Origin of the sequence: Cellulomonas sp. RIT-PI-Y, assembly GCF_025642745.1 — a bacterium.
Classification (GTDB): domain Bacteria; phylum Actinomycetota; class Actinomycetes; order Actinomycetales; family Cellulomonadaceae; genus Cellulomonas.
In genome coordinates this window covers 25,475-40,373 of the sequence record NZ_JANZKP010000007.1, presented here as the reverse complement: position 1 = coordinate 40,373, position 14,899 = coordinate 25,475, and the positions used below count along the sequence as shown (strand labels likewise).

Sequence of the window (14,899 nt, the reverse complement as noted above, 5' to 3'; positions counted from 1 at the left end):
GACTGTGCTGGTGCATCTGCGACGCGTTGCCGCTGTCGTCGCCGTCGTTCTCGTCGGTCTGGGCCTGGTGGTCCTCGATCCGTCTGGGCCGTCCGCGATGGCGTACACGACGGTGCCCGCTCCCCCGCTGAGTTACATGCCTGCTCAGACGACGCAGAGCAACACGCTCACGCCGAATCAGTGGAACGCCACGTTCAACAGCAACCCGAATCGGGTCATCAGCAACACGGGCGCGGGCACGGTCGCTTCGTCGTCGGGTAGTTCGACCGGCACGTCCAAGCTGGGCGCGGGCGGGATGAGCGCGGGCAACTTCGCTTTCTCTGCGGTGACCGGGCTCAACATGGCGCTCGACCTCGGCACAGGCGTCTCGACCGCGATGGGCCTGCCGACTACGGGGAACTTCTGGTGTGACCTCGGGACGGCGCTGGCCACGTCGGATTGTGCGCTGGGTCCTGCGACCGGCTACGAGGTGAACGCGGGCTTCAGCGGGCTACAGGGCGGTTGGCAGGGCGGGGTCTCCTCCACGACGTTTCAGGCGAACACGACGTTTTCGTACAACTACTGGCAGTCCGCGACGATCAGCTACCGGGTCGACACGTCGATGACTTACGCGACGACCTGGACTCAGGCGGTGGGGCAGCAGGTCGCGGTTCAGATGGCCTATAGCGGGCAGTGCATCTCCCGTGGCAGCTCGACCACCACAGCGGCTCCGCAGCCCCAGTTGTCGGCGCTCTTTCAGGACCCGAAGGACCCGACGAACACGGTGAGCGCGAAGGTGCTCTACCCGACGGCTCCGGCGAGCTGTGGGGCCAGCGGCGTCGCGTCAGCGACTATCGACGCGCCTAGCAATTCGTACCGGTCGGACTGGGTGTTCGCCGGTGTTCAGTGGCTCGTTTCGTCCAGCTCCACCTGGACTCAGACTCCGGTCGGCACGATGCGCTGGGTCCCAGAGGGGCACCCGAGCTACACACCCGGGACGCTCGCGAACCCGCAGCGATGGTGGCAGACCACCTGGAAGTGCTCGACCGGGACGCCGGGCGGGGTCACCCGCTCGGCCGCGTTCACCGAAGCCGATGAACAGTGGCCCGCGATCCCGCAGGCGCAGTGCGACGCGTCGGCGGTCGTTACGTCGGTGCTGGTCGAGCAGATCACGGAGGGTCTGACGGCCGGGGAGACGATCTACACCTGGGAAGCCGATCAGCAGCTCACGGACTTCGTCACGCAGTACCCGCAGTGCGTCGGCGGTGGCTGCACGCTGCTGCTGGAACGGCTCGACGCAGTAACCGGTGCCCGGTACTCGTGCTTCGACAATCCGACGCTCTGCACGGACTGGTTCAACGATCCGGCCAAGACCGAGACCTACCGGTGCACCTACGGCGGCGCTGTGGTCGACCTCGCGGAGTGCAACGTGTACCGGCCGACCTTCGACCCGGGTGTGACGAACGGCGCAGGCGAGGCCATCGACTACGCGGACCCTGACGGCAAGATCGACACCACCCCCGGCACCGGCACTAGTCCGCAGCCCGGAGGGGGAACGCAGAGCAATAGCTGCCCTCCCCCGTTCTCCTGGACCTCCGCATTCAACCCCTGGTACTACTACAAGGCGAGCGTGTGTGCGTTGCAGGAGGCATTCGTGCCGGTTAAGACGCAGGCCAAGATCACGCAGATCACGACGACGTTGCAGACCAAGACGCCGCTGCCTCAGCTCGGGTCGATCGTTGGGGTTCTGACGCCCCCGCAGGGCGGCTCGCTGTGCTTGCAGCTGAGCCTCCCGTTGACGTTCGTGATCGGGCACGACCAGCCGTTGCTGGACTCGTGCACCTGGTCGGACCCGGTGTCGCGGCTCCTGCGTGACTACCGGCCTCTGTTCAGCATCGCGATGTGGGTCATGACCCTCGCGCCGTTCGCGTGGTGGGCGTGGAAGACGTACGCCCCGGGCTCCACGGGGACCGCGTGAGCGGGCAGGAGGTGCGTCGGGTGGTGGCACGCACCGCAGGTGCGCGCCGCCGCGCGGCCACCCCCTACCCCATCAGGAGGCCCGCATGGTGACCGATGCGATCCTCGCTCCGCTCCTGGCAGTCGTGCAGTGGGTGGTCGACATGCTCCCGACCGGTGAGCCCTTGTCGTTGGGGCCTGTCGATGGCCTGTGGACGGCGGTGCGGCAGTTCGACTCGCTGATCCCGGTCATGGGTCCGGTCGTCGTGATGCTCGGCCTGCTCAGCGCGGTCGTGGCGTTCGTGGTGGTCCGGCTGATCCTCACCGTCTGGAATCTGATCTACCCGTAGGAGGTTCGTGGTGTTCATCGTGGTGATGGTCGCTGTGGGGTTCGCGCTCGGTGTTGCCCGGGCCGTGGTGAAGCGGCGGCGGCGGCGTGAGTCCGCCTCAGGCCCGGTGGTGGAGGTCGCGGCGGTGCTGCCGTCTCGGCTGCGGGACCCGGAGACGGGTGAGCTGCTGTGAAGGAGCTGCCGGACTTCCCGTGCGAGCGGCCGACCGGGTGGCGGGATCGCTGGCGGGTGTGGCGTGCTGGGGTGGACGGCCGCAAGTCGCTCGACGCCATCGCGGTCATCGCTGGGACACCGATCTGCGCGTTCGTCGGCGGGAACGGCGGAGGGAAGACGCTCGCTGCGGTGTACGCGGTCCTCCCGACCCTGGCGGGCCAGCGGTGGGACTGCGCGAACCCGGACCACCTGCACACTCACGGGACGGACTGCGCGGCCCGGCGTCTGCTGTCGACCGAGCCCACGGCGGTCTGCGACTGCCCTACGCAGTGGGAGACGGCCGAGCAGGGGCGGGTCGTGACCGAGCTCGCTGACGGCGGCATCGTCACGGGCTGGCGGCGCGTGCTGTCGACGGTCGAGCTGCGTGATGTGGATGACCCGTTGCGGGTCAGCCCGTACTACGACCGGCTGCGGTCGTTCGTGCAGTTGCTCGCGGTCGAGCACACGGACGTGCTGATGGACGAGGTGACCGGTGTCGCGTCGTCGCGGTCATCCATGTCGCTCCCGGTCCAGGTGGAAAACCTGGTGCAGCAGCTCAGGCGGCGGGACGCGCGGCTGCTCTGGACGACGCCCGACTACGGCAACGCGGATGTGCGTATCCGGTCGGTGACCCGTGGTGTGGTGCTGTGCCGGGGCCGGTTCGCGGTGGAGAAGCGGGGCGTGTGGGCTCAGGCTCGGTTGTTCCGCTGGACGATGTTCGACGCGTCGGAGTTCGACCGGTTCACGGTCGGTCGTCGTGAGCGCCTGGTGCCGGTGGCCCGGCAGACGTTCTGGCGTCCTGGGCACATCGCGCAGCAGGTCTACGACACGGCGGCGGCGGTGACTCAGCTCGGCGCGGCTGCGGAGGGCGGCATGTGCCTGTCGTGCGGCGGGCGTCGGTCCGCGCCGTCGTGCACCTGCCCGCCCGACCCGGACCGGCTGCCGCCTGGCGTGGTGGAGACGATCACGGCCACGGGCGGGCGTCGGCGCAGGTTCGAGCTGCACCCGGTCGACGGCGACGGAGCCGCGACCGCGTAGAAGTTCCCCGCTCAGCGGATCAGATCAGACGGCGCGCCAACGCCGTAGACAGGCAAGGGGCTGGGTGTGTCGTGTGCTCATGAGTGGCATGTTGTCGGGCTGTGGGACGGGCCGTCCGGGCCGGGCTGCGAGGCTCCGCTGCGGCTCGTTTGCGGGGTCTGCGGCGAGGAGCGGCGGATTGCGTGCGGCACGTCCCGCTCGGACCGGTGCGGGCCGTGTGCGGCGAAGTACCGCCAGCGTGTGGCCCGTGTGGCCGGGTCAGGGTTGCGGCTAGGACGTGACGGGCTGTTCGTCACCCTGACTTCACCCGGTCGGGCGGTTCACCATGACCAGTGGGGCAATCGGTGCCGGTGCACGCCGGAGGGCGGTGTGGACCTCGGGAAGTGGAACGCGGACGCGTCGCGGCGGTGGTCCCGGTTCCTGCAAGAGTTGTCGCGGTTCGTGGGCGCGGATCAGGTGACCTACGACGCCGCTGGCAAGCGGCATCGCCGTCAGGGTTTGGTCTACTTCCGCGCGGTGGAGGTCCAGCGCCGTGGTGCGCTGCACTTCCACGTGCTGATGCGTCGCCGGGACGGCGCGCCGCTGGCGATCACCGTGCACGACTTCCGCCGTCTGGCGATCCGGCACGGGTTCGGGCACTCGGTGGACGTCCAGGCGGTGCAGCCCGGGCACGCGACGTACGTCGCGAAGTACGTCGCGAAGTCGTCCAACGACCGCAAGGTCGTGCCCTGGTCGGCTGAACGATGGGTCCGGCCGAAGCTGCGTGCGCACAAGGTGGTGCGGGTGCCGTTCGTCGACGAAACCGGGCGGCAGGTCGCTGAGCGCTCGGTGATCGATACGCGGACCGGTGAACTGGTCTCCCCCGCTGCTCGCGCGCTGGTGTCGATGCCGACGTTCCGCACTTGGGCCGCGTCCTGGACGTGGGGCGACCGCATGCGCGACGTGCTCGCCGCTCAGCAGCACTGGACGCTGGTCGTCGCGGCGCTGCCGATCTGGGGCATGCGCGAGGGTGAGGGCTGGGCGGCGGTGCGCTCGGCGGTCGAGGGCTGGGGTCGAGCGTCGGTGCCGGACCGGCCCGACTGCTAGTCCGTCCGGGCGAAGTGCGGTCAAGTACTCGCGCGACGTTGCCGATGGCTCTGGCATGGCGTTCGACGGGGGCTACACGCCCGATCCTCGGTTCGGCTCTTACGGCGGTGCTCCGGTGCAGGTACCCGACCCGCGTGATCAGCACATCGCGTTCCTGACCTCGGAGCTGGGCGCGGCCCGTGCGGAGGTGAAGAAGCTGAAGCGCGTCGTTCTGCGCGCGAACATCGCGGGCGGGATCGTGCTGGCGCTCTGGGTCATCGGCTTCGCGGTGCAGTTCTCTCAGGTGATGGCCGGCGTGTAGCCGGTTGCCGATTCCCACAAGCCGACGCGGGAGCGCCGCGGCGCCGGCCGGCGGAACTCGGACCTGTTTGTGCAGGTCAGGCACGTGCGACGTATCGGTAGCGCCCGGGGTCTTGACGATTCGCACAAAGGGGCGCTCGCCCTGCGTGTGCGCCCCCGGCCGCTGTAATCGCGCGCGAACGGCTTCGGTCACGGCGACGCAATAGGCACGGTGGTTTCGGGCTGCTGCGGCCGCTTACTGCGAGCGACTCGCAGTAGTGGGCGTCGCCCACCGGTCGTCCCCGGCCTCGTCGTCCAATCCGGGTGCGCGTCGGCTGTCCGATGATCGCTCCGGTGGCCGGGCGGGTCGTTCGCGCGGAGCGCGTCTTGACTCAGAACGACGCGCTCCACACAGCGCGTAGGAGGCGCTGACCTGCTCATCTCCTGCCGGAGGTGATCGGTGTCGGTGGGGTGATCGCGCGGCGGCGTCCCTTCGGGACGAATACGCCTTCGCGTGCCCACTGCTCGCGCATCTGGCGGGCGCGTTCGCGGTAGTCCTCTTCGGCCTGGGCGGAGTTGAGGGCGGCGGTGGCGATCTGCGCGGCGCGGAGTGCGCCCATGAGGTCGTTGGTGATGAGGAGGTTCACGGTGCGGTGTGCGTATTCGGCTGCCACGTCGCGGAATCGGTCGAGGGGCGTCATTGCCAGTCGCTCGGGCGTCGATTCGGCGTCTTGTAGTTCTAGGACTTCTGACCCGGTGAGTCCGTGGTGCGGGGATCGTCGTGGTGCGGCAGCGCTCATGTCCTTCATCATCGGCAGGAACTTCGCTCGGTCAAATCGGACATCTGTTCGATAGTTCACCCGTTCGGCGTAGTGTCGCACGTTGACACGCGTGTCGTTCGCGGTAGATGGTTCTCGTGTTCGTCGGCGCGCCAACGCCGATTCACCATAGACAGGGACTTTCGCAATGAGTGCGATCACCGTTGTGGGCAATGTGGTAGCTGCCCCGGAAATGGGCGTCACGCCCTCCGGTCGCCGTTTCGTTCGGCTGACCGTCGCAGAAAACCAGGGCCACCGGGACCGCAATTCCGGCGAGTGGGTCGAGGATGACGCCACGTTCTGGCCGGTGACGCTCTGGGGCGATTCGACGGAGAATGTTATTCAGTCGAACATCGTCAAGGGCACGCGTGTGATCGTGCTGGGTCGCACGCGGACGGCGAACTGGGAGACGCCGGAGGGTGACAAGCGGTCCCGGGTCGAGGTGACCGCCAGCGAGATCGCGGCGTCCACCCGATCCGCTCAGCTCCGCATCGCTAAGGTGCTCCGCTCTGAGCCCGGCGACTCCCCCGCGTCGGCGTCGGTCGCCGCGCACGCTGCTCCGGCCTCGCCGGACGCTCCGCCGTTCTGACAGTTCAGAAGTTACGCGGCGCAGATAGAGCTGCGCCCCCGGGCCGCGCCAACGGCTACCGGGGGCGTCTAGCGACCACCACCTAGACAGGAAGTGGAGGCCACCTGATGACCATCATGGGACCGGAAACGGGCAAGTGCAAGAGCGACTCGCGGGCCAACGTCCATTATCGGCACGTAGTCCACCAGTGCGACCGCGCCACACCACCAGCGTGACGCCCCTAGTCGCCGACAGAAGCTTCCGGACCGTGCCGCAGCGCCCACACCATGCTCCGCAACCCCCGGAACACCTCGTCTTGCTGTGTCTCGGTCATCCCGCTCAACATCCGGACCTCGACGGACCGCACGGCCACCGTGGCCTTCGCCAGCTCGTCCTGCCCGTACGGCGTCAGGCGCGTCGGCAGCGTCTTGCCGACCGCGGCGTCGGTGTCGCGCAGCACGTAGCCGTCGCGTTCCAGCGTCTGCAGCAGCACGTTCATCGACTGCCGGGTCACGAAGGTGCCGCGCGCCAGGTCGGACGCCGACAGGCCGGGTCGCTGGGCCAGCAGTTCGAGGCAGGAATAATGCGTCACGGTCATCCCGAGCGGCCGCAGCGCGTCCTCCATGGCGGCGCGCAGCGCGCTGGACGCCTCCTTGAGCAGGTAACCCAGCGAGGTCCTGAGGTCGATGCCGTCTTGACTCATGTCAATATCCTGACATAGGTTGTGTGTCAGGAAGCTGACACGAATCTCAGGAGGAGCACCATGCCCGTCACCGGACCCGATTTCGTCTCGTTGCAGACCCGTGACCTCGACGCGTCCCAGACGTTCTACGAGAGGTATCTCGGCCTGGTCCGCTCCCCTGCCGGCCCGCCGCACGCCGTGGTGTTCCAGACCTCGCCGATCGCCTTCGCGCTGCGCGACCTGGTGCCGGGCACCGATCTGGACGCCGCGCCGCAGCCGGGGATCGGCACCGCGATCTGGTTGCACGCGACCGAGGTGCAGGCGATCCACGACGCCCTGGTGGCGGACGGCCACACGATCGTCGCCGCCCCCGTCGACGGACCCTTCGGGCGGACGTTCACCTTCGCCGATCCCGACGGCTACCGGATCACGCTGCACGATCGCGGCTGACCGCCCGACCGCTGGTCGGGGTCACTCCGGGGCGGTCAGCGCCTCCGCGGCGAGCTCGACGAGCCGGTGGTCGCGGGTCTCCTCGTGGGCGGTGATCGTGACCACGGCGTCCCGTGCCCGGTCGACGTACACGTACTGGCCGTAGAGCCCGTCGAGTCGCCAGCCGTCGCCGGGGCCGCCCCACGCGGCGATGCCGTAGCGCGCGAGATCGCCGTCCCAGCCGGTCGTCACCCAGTCGCTGTGCATCCGGTCGACCCATCCGGCATCGACGATGCGGTCACCGTGCCAGAGTCCGCGATCACGCAGCACCCGCCCGATCCGGGCGAGTTCCTCGGTGCGCAGCTCCAGGCCGGTGCCGCCGACGATCCAGCCCTGCGGACAGCGGTGCCACTGCGGGTTGTGGATGCCGAGCGGGTCGAACAGTCGGGGCATCAGCCAGTCGCGCACGTCGCCGACCGCCGCGCCGATCATCCGCAGGGCGACGTAGGTGCTGGCGTCGGAGTACTGGAACACCTCCCCCGGTCCACGCGTCGGCCGGCCGAGCATCTCCTGGGCGAGATCCGGCCACGGCACCTCCTCGTGCCCGAACCAGGCGAAGTCGATGCCGCTGGTCATGGTGAGCAGGTGTCGCAGGGTCACCTCCGGCACGCCGTCACCGAGGCGCAGGCCCGGCAGCGACTCCCCCACGGCGGAGTCCAGGGTCAGCAACCCGGCGTCGATCGCGATCCCCGCGGCCAGCGCGCTGACGCCCTTGGACGCCGAGTACACGTTGACCCGGTCATCACTGCGCCACCGGTGCTCGGCCTCGTCGTCGCCGATCAGCACGTGCACGCCGTAGGCGCCCAGGCGTTCGGCGTCGACGGCACGGACGAGGCGATCGAGGACGACGCCGGCCGTCACCGCTGGTTGACCCGGATCAGGTTGCCGGCGGGGTCGCGGAACGCGCAGTCCCGCACGCCGTAGTCCTGGTCGGTGGGCTCCTGGACGATGTCGGCGCCACCGGCCTGGACCCGGTCGAACAGGGCTTCGAGGTCGTCGGTGGACAGGGTGATCGCACCGTAGGCGCCCTTGGCGATCAGATCGAGGATGGTCTGCCGCTCAGTGTCGGTGATGCCCGGGTCGACGGCCGGCGGGTGCAGCACGATCGAGGTGGAGCCACCGGCCGGGGCGACCGTGAGCCACCGCATGTCCTGGTAGCCGACGTCCTGCCGGAGCTCGAAGCCGAGCAGGTCACGGTAGAAGCCGAGAGCTGCCTCGGCGCCGGTGTGCGGGAGGAACGCGTGATGAATGTCGATGTCCATGACGATCACGCTAGGCGCGTGTCCCGGCGGTGGCTTCTCGATTCCTGACCGGTCTGGTGACCTGCCGGGCGAGGCAGGGAGGGATCCCGGCCACCGACCGGGACGGGTCGGCCCGGTAGGCGCTGGGCGACACCCCGACCAGCTCGGAGAACCGGGAGCTGAACGTGCCCAGCGAGCTGAAGCCCACGGCGAAGCAGATGTCGGTCACCGAGAGGTCGCCGCGGCGGAGCAGGGTCATCGCACGCTCGATCCGTCGGGTCATCAGGTAGGCGTAGGGCGACTCACCGTAGACCCGGCGGAACTCGCGGCTCAGGTGTCCGGCGGACAGGTGCACGCCACGGGCCAGGTCCTCGACGTCGAGCGGCTGCGCATACTCCCGGTCGATCCGGTCGCGCACCCGCCGGATGGTGACGAGGTCGCGGCGATCCACCGGTCCGGTCATGCGCTCATCCTGCCAGCGGAGGAGGACTTCCGGCGCTCGCCGGAGCGGGACGTGCGCCGGCCCAGCCCTCGACGAGCGCGCCCGGTCGCTCTAGCGTGACCGGATGGGGCGCCTGGTGTATTCGATGTTCAGCTCGCTCGACGGCTACGCGTCGGACACCTCCGGCAGCAGCGACTGGGGCGGCGCGCTCGATCCGGCGCTGCACGACTTCGTTTCCGAGCAGACCCGGACGGTCGGCACCTATCTGTACGGGCGCCGGATGTACCAGACGATGACGTTCTGGGAGACGGCACTCGACCTGCCGGACGCCCCGGAGTTCGTGCGCACCTACGCCGCGGTGTGGCAGGCGGCCGACAAGGTCGTCTACTCGACGACCCTGGAGCAGGTCAGCAGTGCGCGGACCCGGCTGGAACGATCCTTCGACCCGGTCGCGGTGCGCGCCTGGGTGGACGGCCTCGACCACGACGTGACGATCGACGGTCCGACGCTGGCCGGCCATGCGCTGCGCGCCGGGATCGTGGACGAGGTGCAGTCCTACCTGGCGCCGGTGTCGGTGGGCGGCGGACTACGGTTCCTGCCGGCGGACCTGCGGCTGGACCTGGAGCTGCTCGACGAGCGCCGGTTCGGCAACGGGACGCTCTGGTTGCGCTACGGGGTGCGGCGGGGCTGAGGTCGCCCGAGCACGGCGGGCGACCGTCGGCTCATCCCGGGTTCCCCAGCAGTGGCGCCAACGCCGTGGTCAGGCGCCGGACCGCAGCGTCGGCGTCGTCGTCCGACGGGTCCTGCAACTCGAGTTCGGCCACCTGCACCGCCACCACGTCACCCGCCGCCAGGACGACCGCGCAGTCGTGCAGCTGGTCCAGGCTCAGGCCGGCCGGCACCGGGAGCTCCACCGGCACGGACCCGGGCTCCAGCACGTCGCAGTCGACGTGCACCACCACCGGGCGGCCCGCGACCCGGGCCCCGAGGTCGGCCGCCAGGGACGCCGAGACCGGGAGACGCGTGATCACCCCGGCCTCGATCAGGTCCTGCTCCGCCGGATCCAGGTCACGGGCACCGACCAGGATCACGTCGGCCGGGTCGACGCCCGCGCCGAGCCCGGAGTCCCACCAGCCGAACGCACCGGCGAGTGTCAGGCCGCCCAGGTACCCGCTGCCGGTGGTGTCCGGCGTGTGCAGATCGCCGTGGGCGTCGAACCAGACGATCGCCGCCCCGGGATACCGATCGGCCAGGACCGGCAGCGTGGCGAGCGCCGCGGCGCACCGGCTCAGCGCGATCAGCGGTGTCCGTCCGGCGCTCAGCGTCTCGCCCAGTCGTTCCGCCAGCAGCCGGAGCTCCGGCGTCGCGGCGACGAGCTCGTCGGCCCAACCGCGCCCGAGCGCCGGACCCGGGGTCCCGACGGTGGTGACCTCCGGACCCCACGCCGCGGCGAGCCGGGCGCCGGCGAGGGACGCCCCGCCGTTCCGGTCCCCCGCCCTCCCGGCGAAGTGCAGGACGGCGGGACGATGGTGCAGTGGCATCGCGGGCGCTCCGATCGGGGACGGGTCGGCCGGGCCCGACGCTACCCCCGCGGTCGACGGCTCGCGGGCCCGGAGGTCATCGCGACGTCCCGCCCAGCGCAGACCGCCATGCGTCGAGCAGTCGGGCCGTCGTCCGGCTGTCCTGCCACGGCATCGCGTCGGCCTCGGTGCGTCCGGCCGCTGCGGGGTCGACCAGTGCCTGCGCCTCGGCCGCGAAGGCGTCGACCACCGGGACCTCGACCCGCTCGACCTGCGATCCGCGCCGGATCTCGACCGCCCGCGCCGACACCCCGCGCGACCCCCAGCCGTCCTCGGCGTGGATGCTGCCGTCCTCGCCCTCGATCACGACGGACCGGCTCAGCGTGCGCGTGATGGCCGCCTCGATCCGCGCCGTGAAGCCGTCGGCGGTGAGGGTGGCGGTGGTCCGCTTGTCGAGGCCGGTGCGCCGGACCAGGGACCCGTCGGCCTCGGCGACCCGCAGCGCGTCGAGCGGCACGCCGGACCACCGCGCGACGGCGACCGCCAGCGAGGCCGGGTAGCCACCGACGTCGTAGACCGCGCCACCGGCGAGGGCGGGGTCGAAGAGCCGGCCGGTGCGGGTCGGTGCGGTGAAGCCGAAGCCGGCTCGCAGGCCGCGCACCGCCCCGATCCCGCCGGACCGGATCGCCGCGTGCAGGGCCTCGGCGAACGGGGTGAACCGGTACTTGTACGCCTCGACGACCGGCAGGCCGGCGGACTCGGCCGCTGCGAGCACCCGGTCGGTGGACGCGGCGTCGAGGGCCAGCGGCTTCTCGACCAGCACCGGTCGCCCGGCTCGCAGCGCGCGCACGGCGAGGTCGGCGTGCGTGGTGTGCACGGTGGCCACGTACACCGCATCCACGGCCCCGAGCACGTCGTCGTAGTGCCCGGCCTCGGAGATGCCGTGCTGATCGGCGAACGACCTGGCGCGTCCCGGGTCGGAGCTCGCGACCGCCTGGACGTGCATGCCGGGCACCCCGTCGAGCGCGGCGTGGAAGGTCCGGGCGATCTGGCCGGTGCCGAGGACGGCCCACCGCATGCTGGTCATCGACCCATCGTGCACTGCGCTTGCCAGTTAGATCTCTAATGGTTAGAGTCCTCAGCATGGACACGCCAGAGCTCTCCTCCACCCTCGACCAGGTCCGCTGGATCGGGTGGGCGCAGCGCAAGGCCGGCGAGGACTGGGTGCGGGATCGCGGCCTCAGCCACGAGCAGGCCTTCGTGCTGGGCTATCTGGTGCAGAGCCCCGGCGCGATCCAGCGCGACATCGCCGCGATCACCCGGACGAGTGCCGCCAGCGTCTCCAGCCTGCTCAAGGGACTCGAGGCCCGCGCACTGGTCGAGCGGCGCACCGAACTCGGCGACGAACGGAGCAAGCGGGTGTACGTCACCTCCGAGGGCGCCGAGCTGATCTCCGGCTTCGAGACGGCGATCAGCTCGGCCGACGACGTGATCCTGGCGCCGCTCGACGACGACGAGCGCGCGACCCTGCACCACCTGCTGACCAAGGTGACCGCGGCCCTCCCCCGGCCGACCCGCACCTGAGCTCCGCTCCTCCCCACCGCCGGACCGACCGGTCGCGGCGGCGGCACCCCCTGCCCTCCGGCCTCCACGGCATCCGCCGCGCGCTCCGTCCTGCCCAGAAACGGATCTGCCATGAGCTCCCCCACCACCACCGCGGTCCGTGACGACCGCTGGTTCCTGTCCTCCGCCCCGATCGTGAGCGCCCTGGTGCACCTGTGCGTGCCGATGGCCGCGGCGATGATCGTCGGCGCGCTCTACAACGTGATCAACGCGGGCTTCATCGGTTCCCTGCACGACAACGCCCTGCTGGCAGCCGTCACCCTGGGCTCGCCGGTGCTGGCCCTGGTGATGGCGATCGGCAACGTGTTCGGGGTAGGCGGCGGCGCACTGGTGTCCCGCCTGCTGGGCGCGAGCGAGCATGACGCCGGGCGGTCCGGCGAGATCCGCCGGGTGTCCTCCTTCGCGCTCTGGGGCACTGTCGTGGTCGGCGTCGTGGTCGGCGGGATCGGACTGATGCTGCTGCACCCGCTGGTGTCGCTGCTCGGCGCGGACGCCACGGCGCGGCACGCCACCACCCTGTTCGTCGGGGTGCTGCTCGGCTTCGTCCCGGTGCTGGCCGCGGCGGTCTGCCTGGAGCAGCTGGTCCGCGCGGCGGGTGCCGCACGGCAGGTGATGGTCGGGCTGATCGCGTCGACGGTAGCCAACGTCCTGTTCGACGTCCTCTTCATCCTGGTGCTGCGTTGGGGTGTGGCCGGGGCCGCGCTCGCGGTCGGGCTGGCCAATCTGGTGACGGTGGCCTACTTCGCGATCTGGCTGACCCGGAACAGCGAGCAGATGAGCCTGGCGCCGCGCTGGTTCACCCTGGCGCCCACCGTGCTGAAGCCGGTGCTCGGCGTCGGGGTCAGCACCCTGCTGCAGTCGGCCTTCCTGATCGTGACCGCCCTGGTCCTGAACAACCTGGCCGCGGCCTACGGAGACGGGCCGCTGGCCGCGATGGGGGTGGCGGTGCGGATCGCGCAGGTGCCGGAGTTCCTGGTGATGGGGGTGACCCTCGGCGTGCTGCCGCTGTTCGCCTACGCCTACGGCAAGGGCGACCGGGACCGGCTGTCCGCGGCGCTGCGGGGATCGGCGGTGGCGGTCGGCGCCGTGGCGCTGCTTTTCTCCGCGGCGGTGTTCCTCTTCCGGCACCAGGTGCTGACCGCCTTCCTCACCGACCGGTCGGTGCTGGCCGTGGGGATCACGATCCTGGTCGCGCAGCTGACCGCGATGATCGCCAACGGCTTCACCGGACTGCTCACCTCGCTGTTCCAGGCCACCGGGCAGGCGCTCGCGGCCACGATCATGTCGGTCACCCAAGGCGTGCTCTTCCTGCCGGTGGTCCTGCTCGGCAACCTCTGGTTCGGGCTGCCCGGCATCATCTGGGCGCTGACCGTGACCGAGGTCGCGGTGCTGGTCGCCGGGGTCGTGCTCTGGCTGGGCTCCCGGCGCCGGATCGACCGTGGCCTGGCCGACGGCAGCCCGGAGCGCGCCGAGCAGGCACTGGCGATGGCGGAGGGCTGAAGGCACCCTGGTGCGGGTGACCACCCTCGCCCGCACCGTCTGGGACCAGCTCACCGCCGCGACCCACCAACGCACCCCGTTCACGCTGGCCTGGGTCGCCACCGGCTCGGCCCCGCGCGCCATGATCCTGCGCGCGGTCGACGCCCCGGAGCTGTTCCTCGCCACCGACCGCCGGTCCGCCAAGTGCGCGGAGCTGGCCGCGGACCCACGGATCGGCGTCACCGTCCTGGACGACGACGCCGGTGTCCAGGTCCGGCTGCGCGGCGTCGGCGACCTGGTCGACGACCCGGTCCTCCGGCGTCGGGCCTGGGACTCCTTCGGCCCCGGGACCCGTGCGCTGTTCAGCGCCCCGCTGGCCCCCGGGACGCCGATCGACGAGGCGACCGACCTCACGCCGGACACCGACGACGCCACCCTGTTCGACCGGTTCGCCTGGCTGAGGATCCGGGTGGACGAGATCGACCATCTGGACCTGGGCGTGCCGGGTCACCGACGGCACCTGATGCGCCGCGACGACGGCTGGGCCGCGCGGCGGGTGGTGCCCTGACCGGTCACCGCCAGGGCGTCAGGGCGTCACGGTGACCGCCGCCCCAGAGGCACCGCGATCCCCACCGCACACACCAGCCCGATCGCGATCAGTCCGAGCATGACCCCCGGCTGGCCGAACCCCAGCCAGGACAGGCCGACGAACCCGACCACCACCTGCACCAGTACGGCGCCCAGCAACACGAGCCCGGCCCGGGCCGAGCCGGTGGCGGTCCGACCGGCACGGGCCGACGCGACCAGGCGCAGCGCGATCACCGCCACCGCCTGCAGGCAGGCCAGCACGACGATCCCCCACACCACCGCGGGCGTGACGATCCGGTGCGCCTCGGGGTACATCGCCCTGACGCTCCGCCCCCAGGACGGCAGCACCGTCTGCCCGACCAGCAACGTGCCGATCAGCGCGACCAGTCCGACGGTGAGTGTCACAGCAGTACTTCGGCGCATGGCGGACCCCCTCGCTCCCGACGCCGACCCTAGGCCGGGCGGGGCACACCGTCGGACGGTCTTCACGAGGCCTCCCCCGCGTTCACCCCGGTGCAGTGCATCGGACAAGGGATCAGGAATCGAGAAGCACTGGTGTGGCGCTTCTC

The 14,899-nt window shown here is 70.8% G+C and carries 20 protein-coding genes; 12 read left to right on the top strand and 8 right to left on the bottom strand.

Going from position 1 to position 14,899, the window contains the following annotated elements; all coding sequences use genetic code 11:
- Positions 1-4 precede the first annotated feature (4 nt).
- The 6 genes from OGL89_RS04090 (at position 5) to OGL89_RS04065 (ending at position 4,902) form a co-directional block, all read left to right on the top strand.
- Positions 5-1,957, top strand: a complete 1,953-nt coding sequence (locus OGL89_RS04090) for a hypothetical protein (protein ID WP_263118597.1) — start codon at positions 5-7, stop codon at positions 1,955-1,957.
- Positions 1,958-2,042: 85 nt separating this feature from the next.
- On the top strand, positions 2,043-2,285 hold the full coding sequence (locus tag OGL89_RS04085; RefSeq protein ID WP_263118596.1) for a hypothetical protein: 243 nt from the start codon (positions 2,043-2,045) through the stop codon (positions 2,283-2,285).
- Between the two features lie 7 nt (positions 2,286-2,292).
- Complete coding sequence (locus OGL89_RS04080) at positions 2,293-2,457, top strand: hypothetical protein (RefSeq protein WP_263118595.1); 165 nt, start codon at positions 2,293-2,295, stop codon at positions 2,455-2,457.
- The gene (locus tag OGL89_RS04075) at positions 2,454-3,515 is read left to right on the top strand and encodes a hypothetical protein (RefSeq protein WP_263118594.1); all 1,062 of its coding nucleotides are present in this window, start codon (positions 2,454-2,456) and stop codon (positions 3,513-3,515) included. The genes OGL89_RS04080 and OGL89_RS04075 overlap by 4 nt, the downstream gene beginning before the upstream one ends.
- 369 nt (positions 3,516-3,884) lie before the next feature.
- Positions 3,885-4,601, top strand: coding sequence for a replication initiator (locus OGL89_RS04070; RefSeq protein ID WP_263118593.1), 717 nt, complete (start codon positions 3,885-3,887; stop codon positions 4,599-4,601).
- A gap of 55 nt (positions 4,602-4,656) precedes the next feature.
- Positions 4,657-4,902 (top strand): hypothetical protein, encoded by a 246-nt coding sequence (locus OGL89_RS04065; RefSeq protein ID WP_263118592.1) that lies wholly within the window; start codon positions 4,657-4,659, stop codon positions 4,900-4,902.
- 415 nt (positions 4,903-5,317) lie between these two features.
- Here the strand turns inward: OGL89_RS04065 and OGL89_RS04060 are convergent, their stop codons facing one another.
- Positions 5,318-5,740, bottom strand: a complete 423-nt coding sequence (locus tag OGL89_RS04060) for a hypothetical protein (protein ID WP_263118591.1) — start codon at positions 5,738-5,740, stop codon at positions 5,318-5,320.
- 106 nt (positions 5,741-5,846) lie between these two features.
- Between OGL89_RS04060 and ssb the strand changes: the two genes are divergently transcribed.
- Entirely contained in the window at positions 5,847-6,287 is a 441-nt protein-coding gene (ssb, locus tag OGL89_RS04055) for a single-stranded DNA-binding protein (RefSeq protein ID WP_263118590.1), read from the top strand.
- Positions 6,288-6,507: 220 nt separating this feature from the next.
- Here ssb and OGL89_RS04050 read toward each other — a convergent pair whose 3' ends face one another.
- Complete coding sequence (locus OGL89_RS04050; protein WP_263118589.1) at positions 6,508-6,969, bottom strand: MarR family transcriptional regulator; 462 nt, start codon at positions 6,967-6,969, stop codon at positions 6,508-6,510.
- 60 nt (positions 6,970-7,029) lie between these two features.
- On the opposite strand from OGL89_RS04050, the gene OGL89_RS04045 reads away from it, so the two are divergent.
- Positions 7,030-7,398, top strand: a complete 369-nt coding sequence (locus tag OGL89_RS04045) for a VOC family protein (protein WP_263118588.1) — start codon at positions 7,030-7,032, stop codon at positions 7,396-7,398.
- 21 nt (positions 7,399-7,419) lie between these two features.
- Here the strand turns inward: OGL89_RS04045 and OGL89_RS04040 are convergent, their stop codons facing one another.
- The 3 genes from OGL89_RS04040 to OGL89_RS04030 are packed head-to-tail and all read right to left on the bottom strand — an operon-like array spanning position 7,420 to position 9,141.
- On the bottom strand, positions 7,420-8,298 hold the full coding sequence (locus tag OGL89_RS04040) for a serine hydrolase (protein WP_263118587.1): 879 nt from the start codon (positions 8,296-8,298) through the stop codon (positions 7,420-7,422).
- Positions 8,295-8,699, bottom strand: coding sequence for a VOC family protein (locus OGL89_RS04035; RefSeq protein ID WP_263118586.1), 405 nt, complete (start codon positions 8,697-8,699; stop codon positions 8,295-8,297). Before OGL89_RS04035 ends, OGL89_RS04040 begins: the two co-directional genes overlap by 4 nt.
- Positions 8,700-8,709: 10 nt before the next feature.
- The gene (locus OGL89_RS04030) at positions 8,710-9,141 is read right to left on the bottom strand and encodes a helix-turn-helix transcriptional regulator (RefSeq protein ID WP_263118585.1); all 432 of its coding nucleotides are present in this window, start codon (positions 9,139-9,141) and stop codon (positions 8,710-8,712) included.
- Between the two features lie 103 nt (positions 9,142-9,244).
- Between OGL89_RS04030 and OGL89_RS04025 the strand changes: the two genes are divergently transcribed.
- Complete coding sequence (locus OGL89_RS04025; protein ID WP_263118584.1) at positions 9,245-9,811, top strand: dihydrofolate reductase family protein; 567 nt, start codon at positions 9,245-9,247, stop codon at positions 9,809-9,811.
- Between the two features lie 31 nt (positions 9,812-9,842).
- On the opposite strand, the gene OGL89_RS04020 is transcribed toward OGL89_RS04025, so the two are convergent.
- Positions 9,843-10,661 (bottom strand): arginase family protein, encoded by an 819-nt coding sequence (locus OGL89_RS04020; protein ID WP_263118583.1) that lies wholly within the window; start codon positions 10,659-10,661, stop codon positions 9,843-9,845.
- A gap of 76 nt (positions 10,662-10,737) precedes the next feature.
- A complete protein-coding gene (locus tag OGL89_RS04015; RefSeq protein ID WP_263118582.1) occupies positions 10,738-11,727 on the bottom strand; it encodes a Gfo/Idh/MocA family oxidoreductase in 990 nt (329 codons plus the stop codon).
- Between the two features lie 56 nt (positions 11,728-11,783).
- Here OGL89_RS04015 and OGL89_RS04010 point away from each other — a divergent pair, with 56 nt between their 5' ends.
- The 3 genes from OGL89_RS04010 (at position 11,784) to OGL89_RS04000 (ending at position 14,310) form a co-directional block, all read left to right on the top strand.
- Positions 11,784-12,224, top strand: a complete 441-nt coding sequence (locus OGL89_RS04010) for a MarR family transcriptional regulator (protein ID WP_263118581.1) — start codon at positions 11,784-11,786, stop codon at positions 12,222-12,224.
- A 111-nt stretch (positions 12,225-12,335) separates the two neighbouring features.
- A complete protein-coding gene (locus OGL89_RS04005) occupies positions 12,336-13,763 on the top strand; it encodes an MATE family efflux transporter (RefSeq protein WP_263118580.1) in 1,428 nt (475 codons plus the stop codon).
- Positions 13,764-13,779: 16 nt separating this feature from the next.
- Positions 13,780-14,310, top strand: a complete 531-nt coding sequence (locus OGL89_RS04000) for a pyridoxamine 5'-phosphate oxidase family protein (RefSeq protein WP_263118579.1) — start codon at positions 13,780-13,782, stop codon at positions 14,308-14,310.
- A 26-nt stretch (positions 14,311-14,336) separates the two neighbouring features.
- On the opposite strand, the gene OGL89_RS03995 is transcribed toward OGL89_RS04000, so the two are convergent.
- Positions 14,337-14,735 carry a hypothetical protein gene (locus OGL89_RS03995; protein WP_263118578.1) on the bottom strand — a complete coding sequence of 133 codons (399 nt, stop codon included), beginning with the start codon at positions 14,733-14,735 and terminating at the stop codon, positions 14,337-14,339.
- Positions 14,736-14,899 lie beyond the last annotated feature (164 nt).

Coding starts and splice junctions, on each gene's coding strand:
- OGL89_RS04085 (WP_263118596.1), top strand. CDS start 2,043: ATGGTGACCGATGCGATCCTCGCTCCGCTCCTGGCAGTCGTGCAGTGG.
- OGL89_RS04065 (WP_263118592.1), top strand. CDS start 4,657: ATGGCGTTCGACGGGGGCTACACGCCCGATCCTCGGTTCGGCTCTTAC.
- ssb (WP_263118590.1), top strand. CDS start 5,847: ATGAGTGCGATCACCGTTGTGGGCAATGTGGTAGCTGCCCCGGAAATG.
- OGL89_RS04050 (WP_263118589.1), bottom strand. CDS start 6,969: ATGAGTCAAGACGGCATCGACCTCAGGACCTCGCTGGGTTACCTGCTC.
- OGL89_RS04045 (WP_263118588.1), top strand. CDS start 7,030: ATGCCCGTCACCGGACCCGATTTCGTCTCGTTGCAGACCCGTGACCTC.
- OGL89_RS04035 (WP_263118586.1), bottom strand. CDS start 8,699: ATGGACATCGACATTCATCACGCGTTCCTCCCGCACACCGGCGCCGAG.
- OGL89_RS04030 (WP_263118585.1), bottom strand. CDS start 9,141: ATGACCGGACCGGTGGATCGCCGCGACCTCGTCACCATCCGGCGGGTG.
- OGL89_RS04025 (WP_263118584.1), top strand. CDS start 9,245: ATGGGGCGCCTGGTGTATTCGATGTTCAGCTCGCTCGACGGCTACGCG.
- OGL89_RS04020 (WP_263118583.1), bottom strand. CDS start 10,661: ATGCCACTGCACCATCGTCCCGCCGTCCTGCACTTCGCCGGGAGGGCG.
- OGL89_RS04015 (WP_263118582.1), bottom strand. CDS start 11,727: ATGACCAGCATGCGGTGGGCCGTCCTCGGCACCGGCCAGATCGCCCGG.
- OGL89_RS04010 (WP_263118581.1), top strand. CDS start 11,784: ATGGACACGCCAGAGCTCTCCTCCACCCTCGACCAGGTCCGCTGGATC.
- OGL89_RS04005 (WP_263118580.1), top strand. CDS start 12,336: ATGAGCTCCCCCACCACCACCGCGGTCCGTGACGACCGCTGGTTCCTG.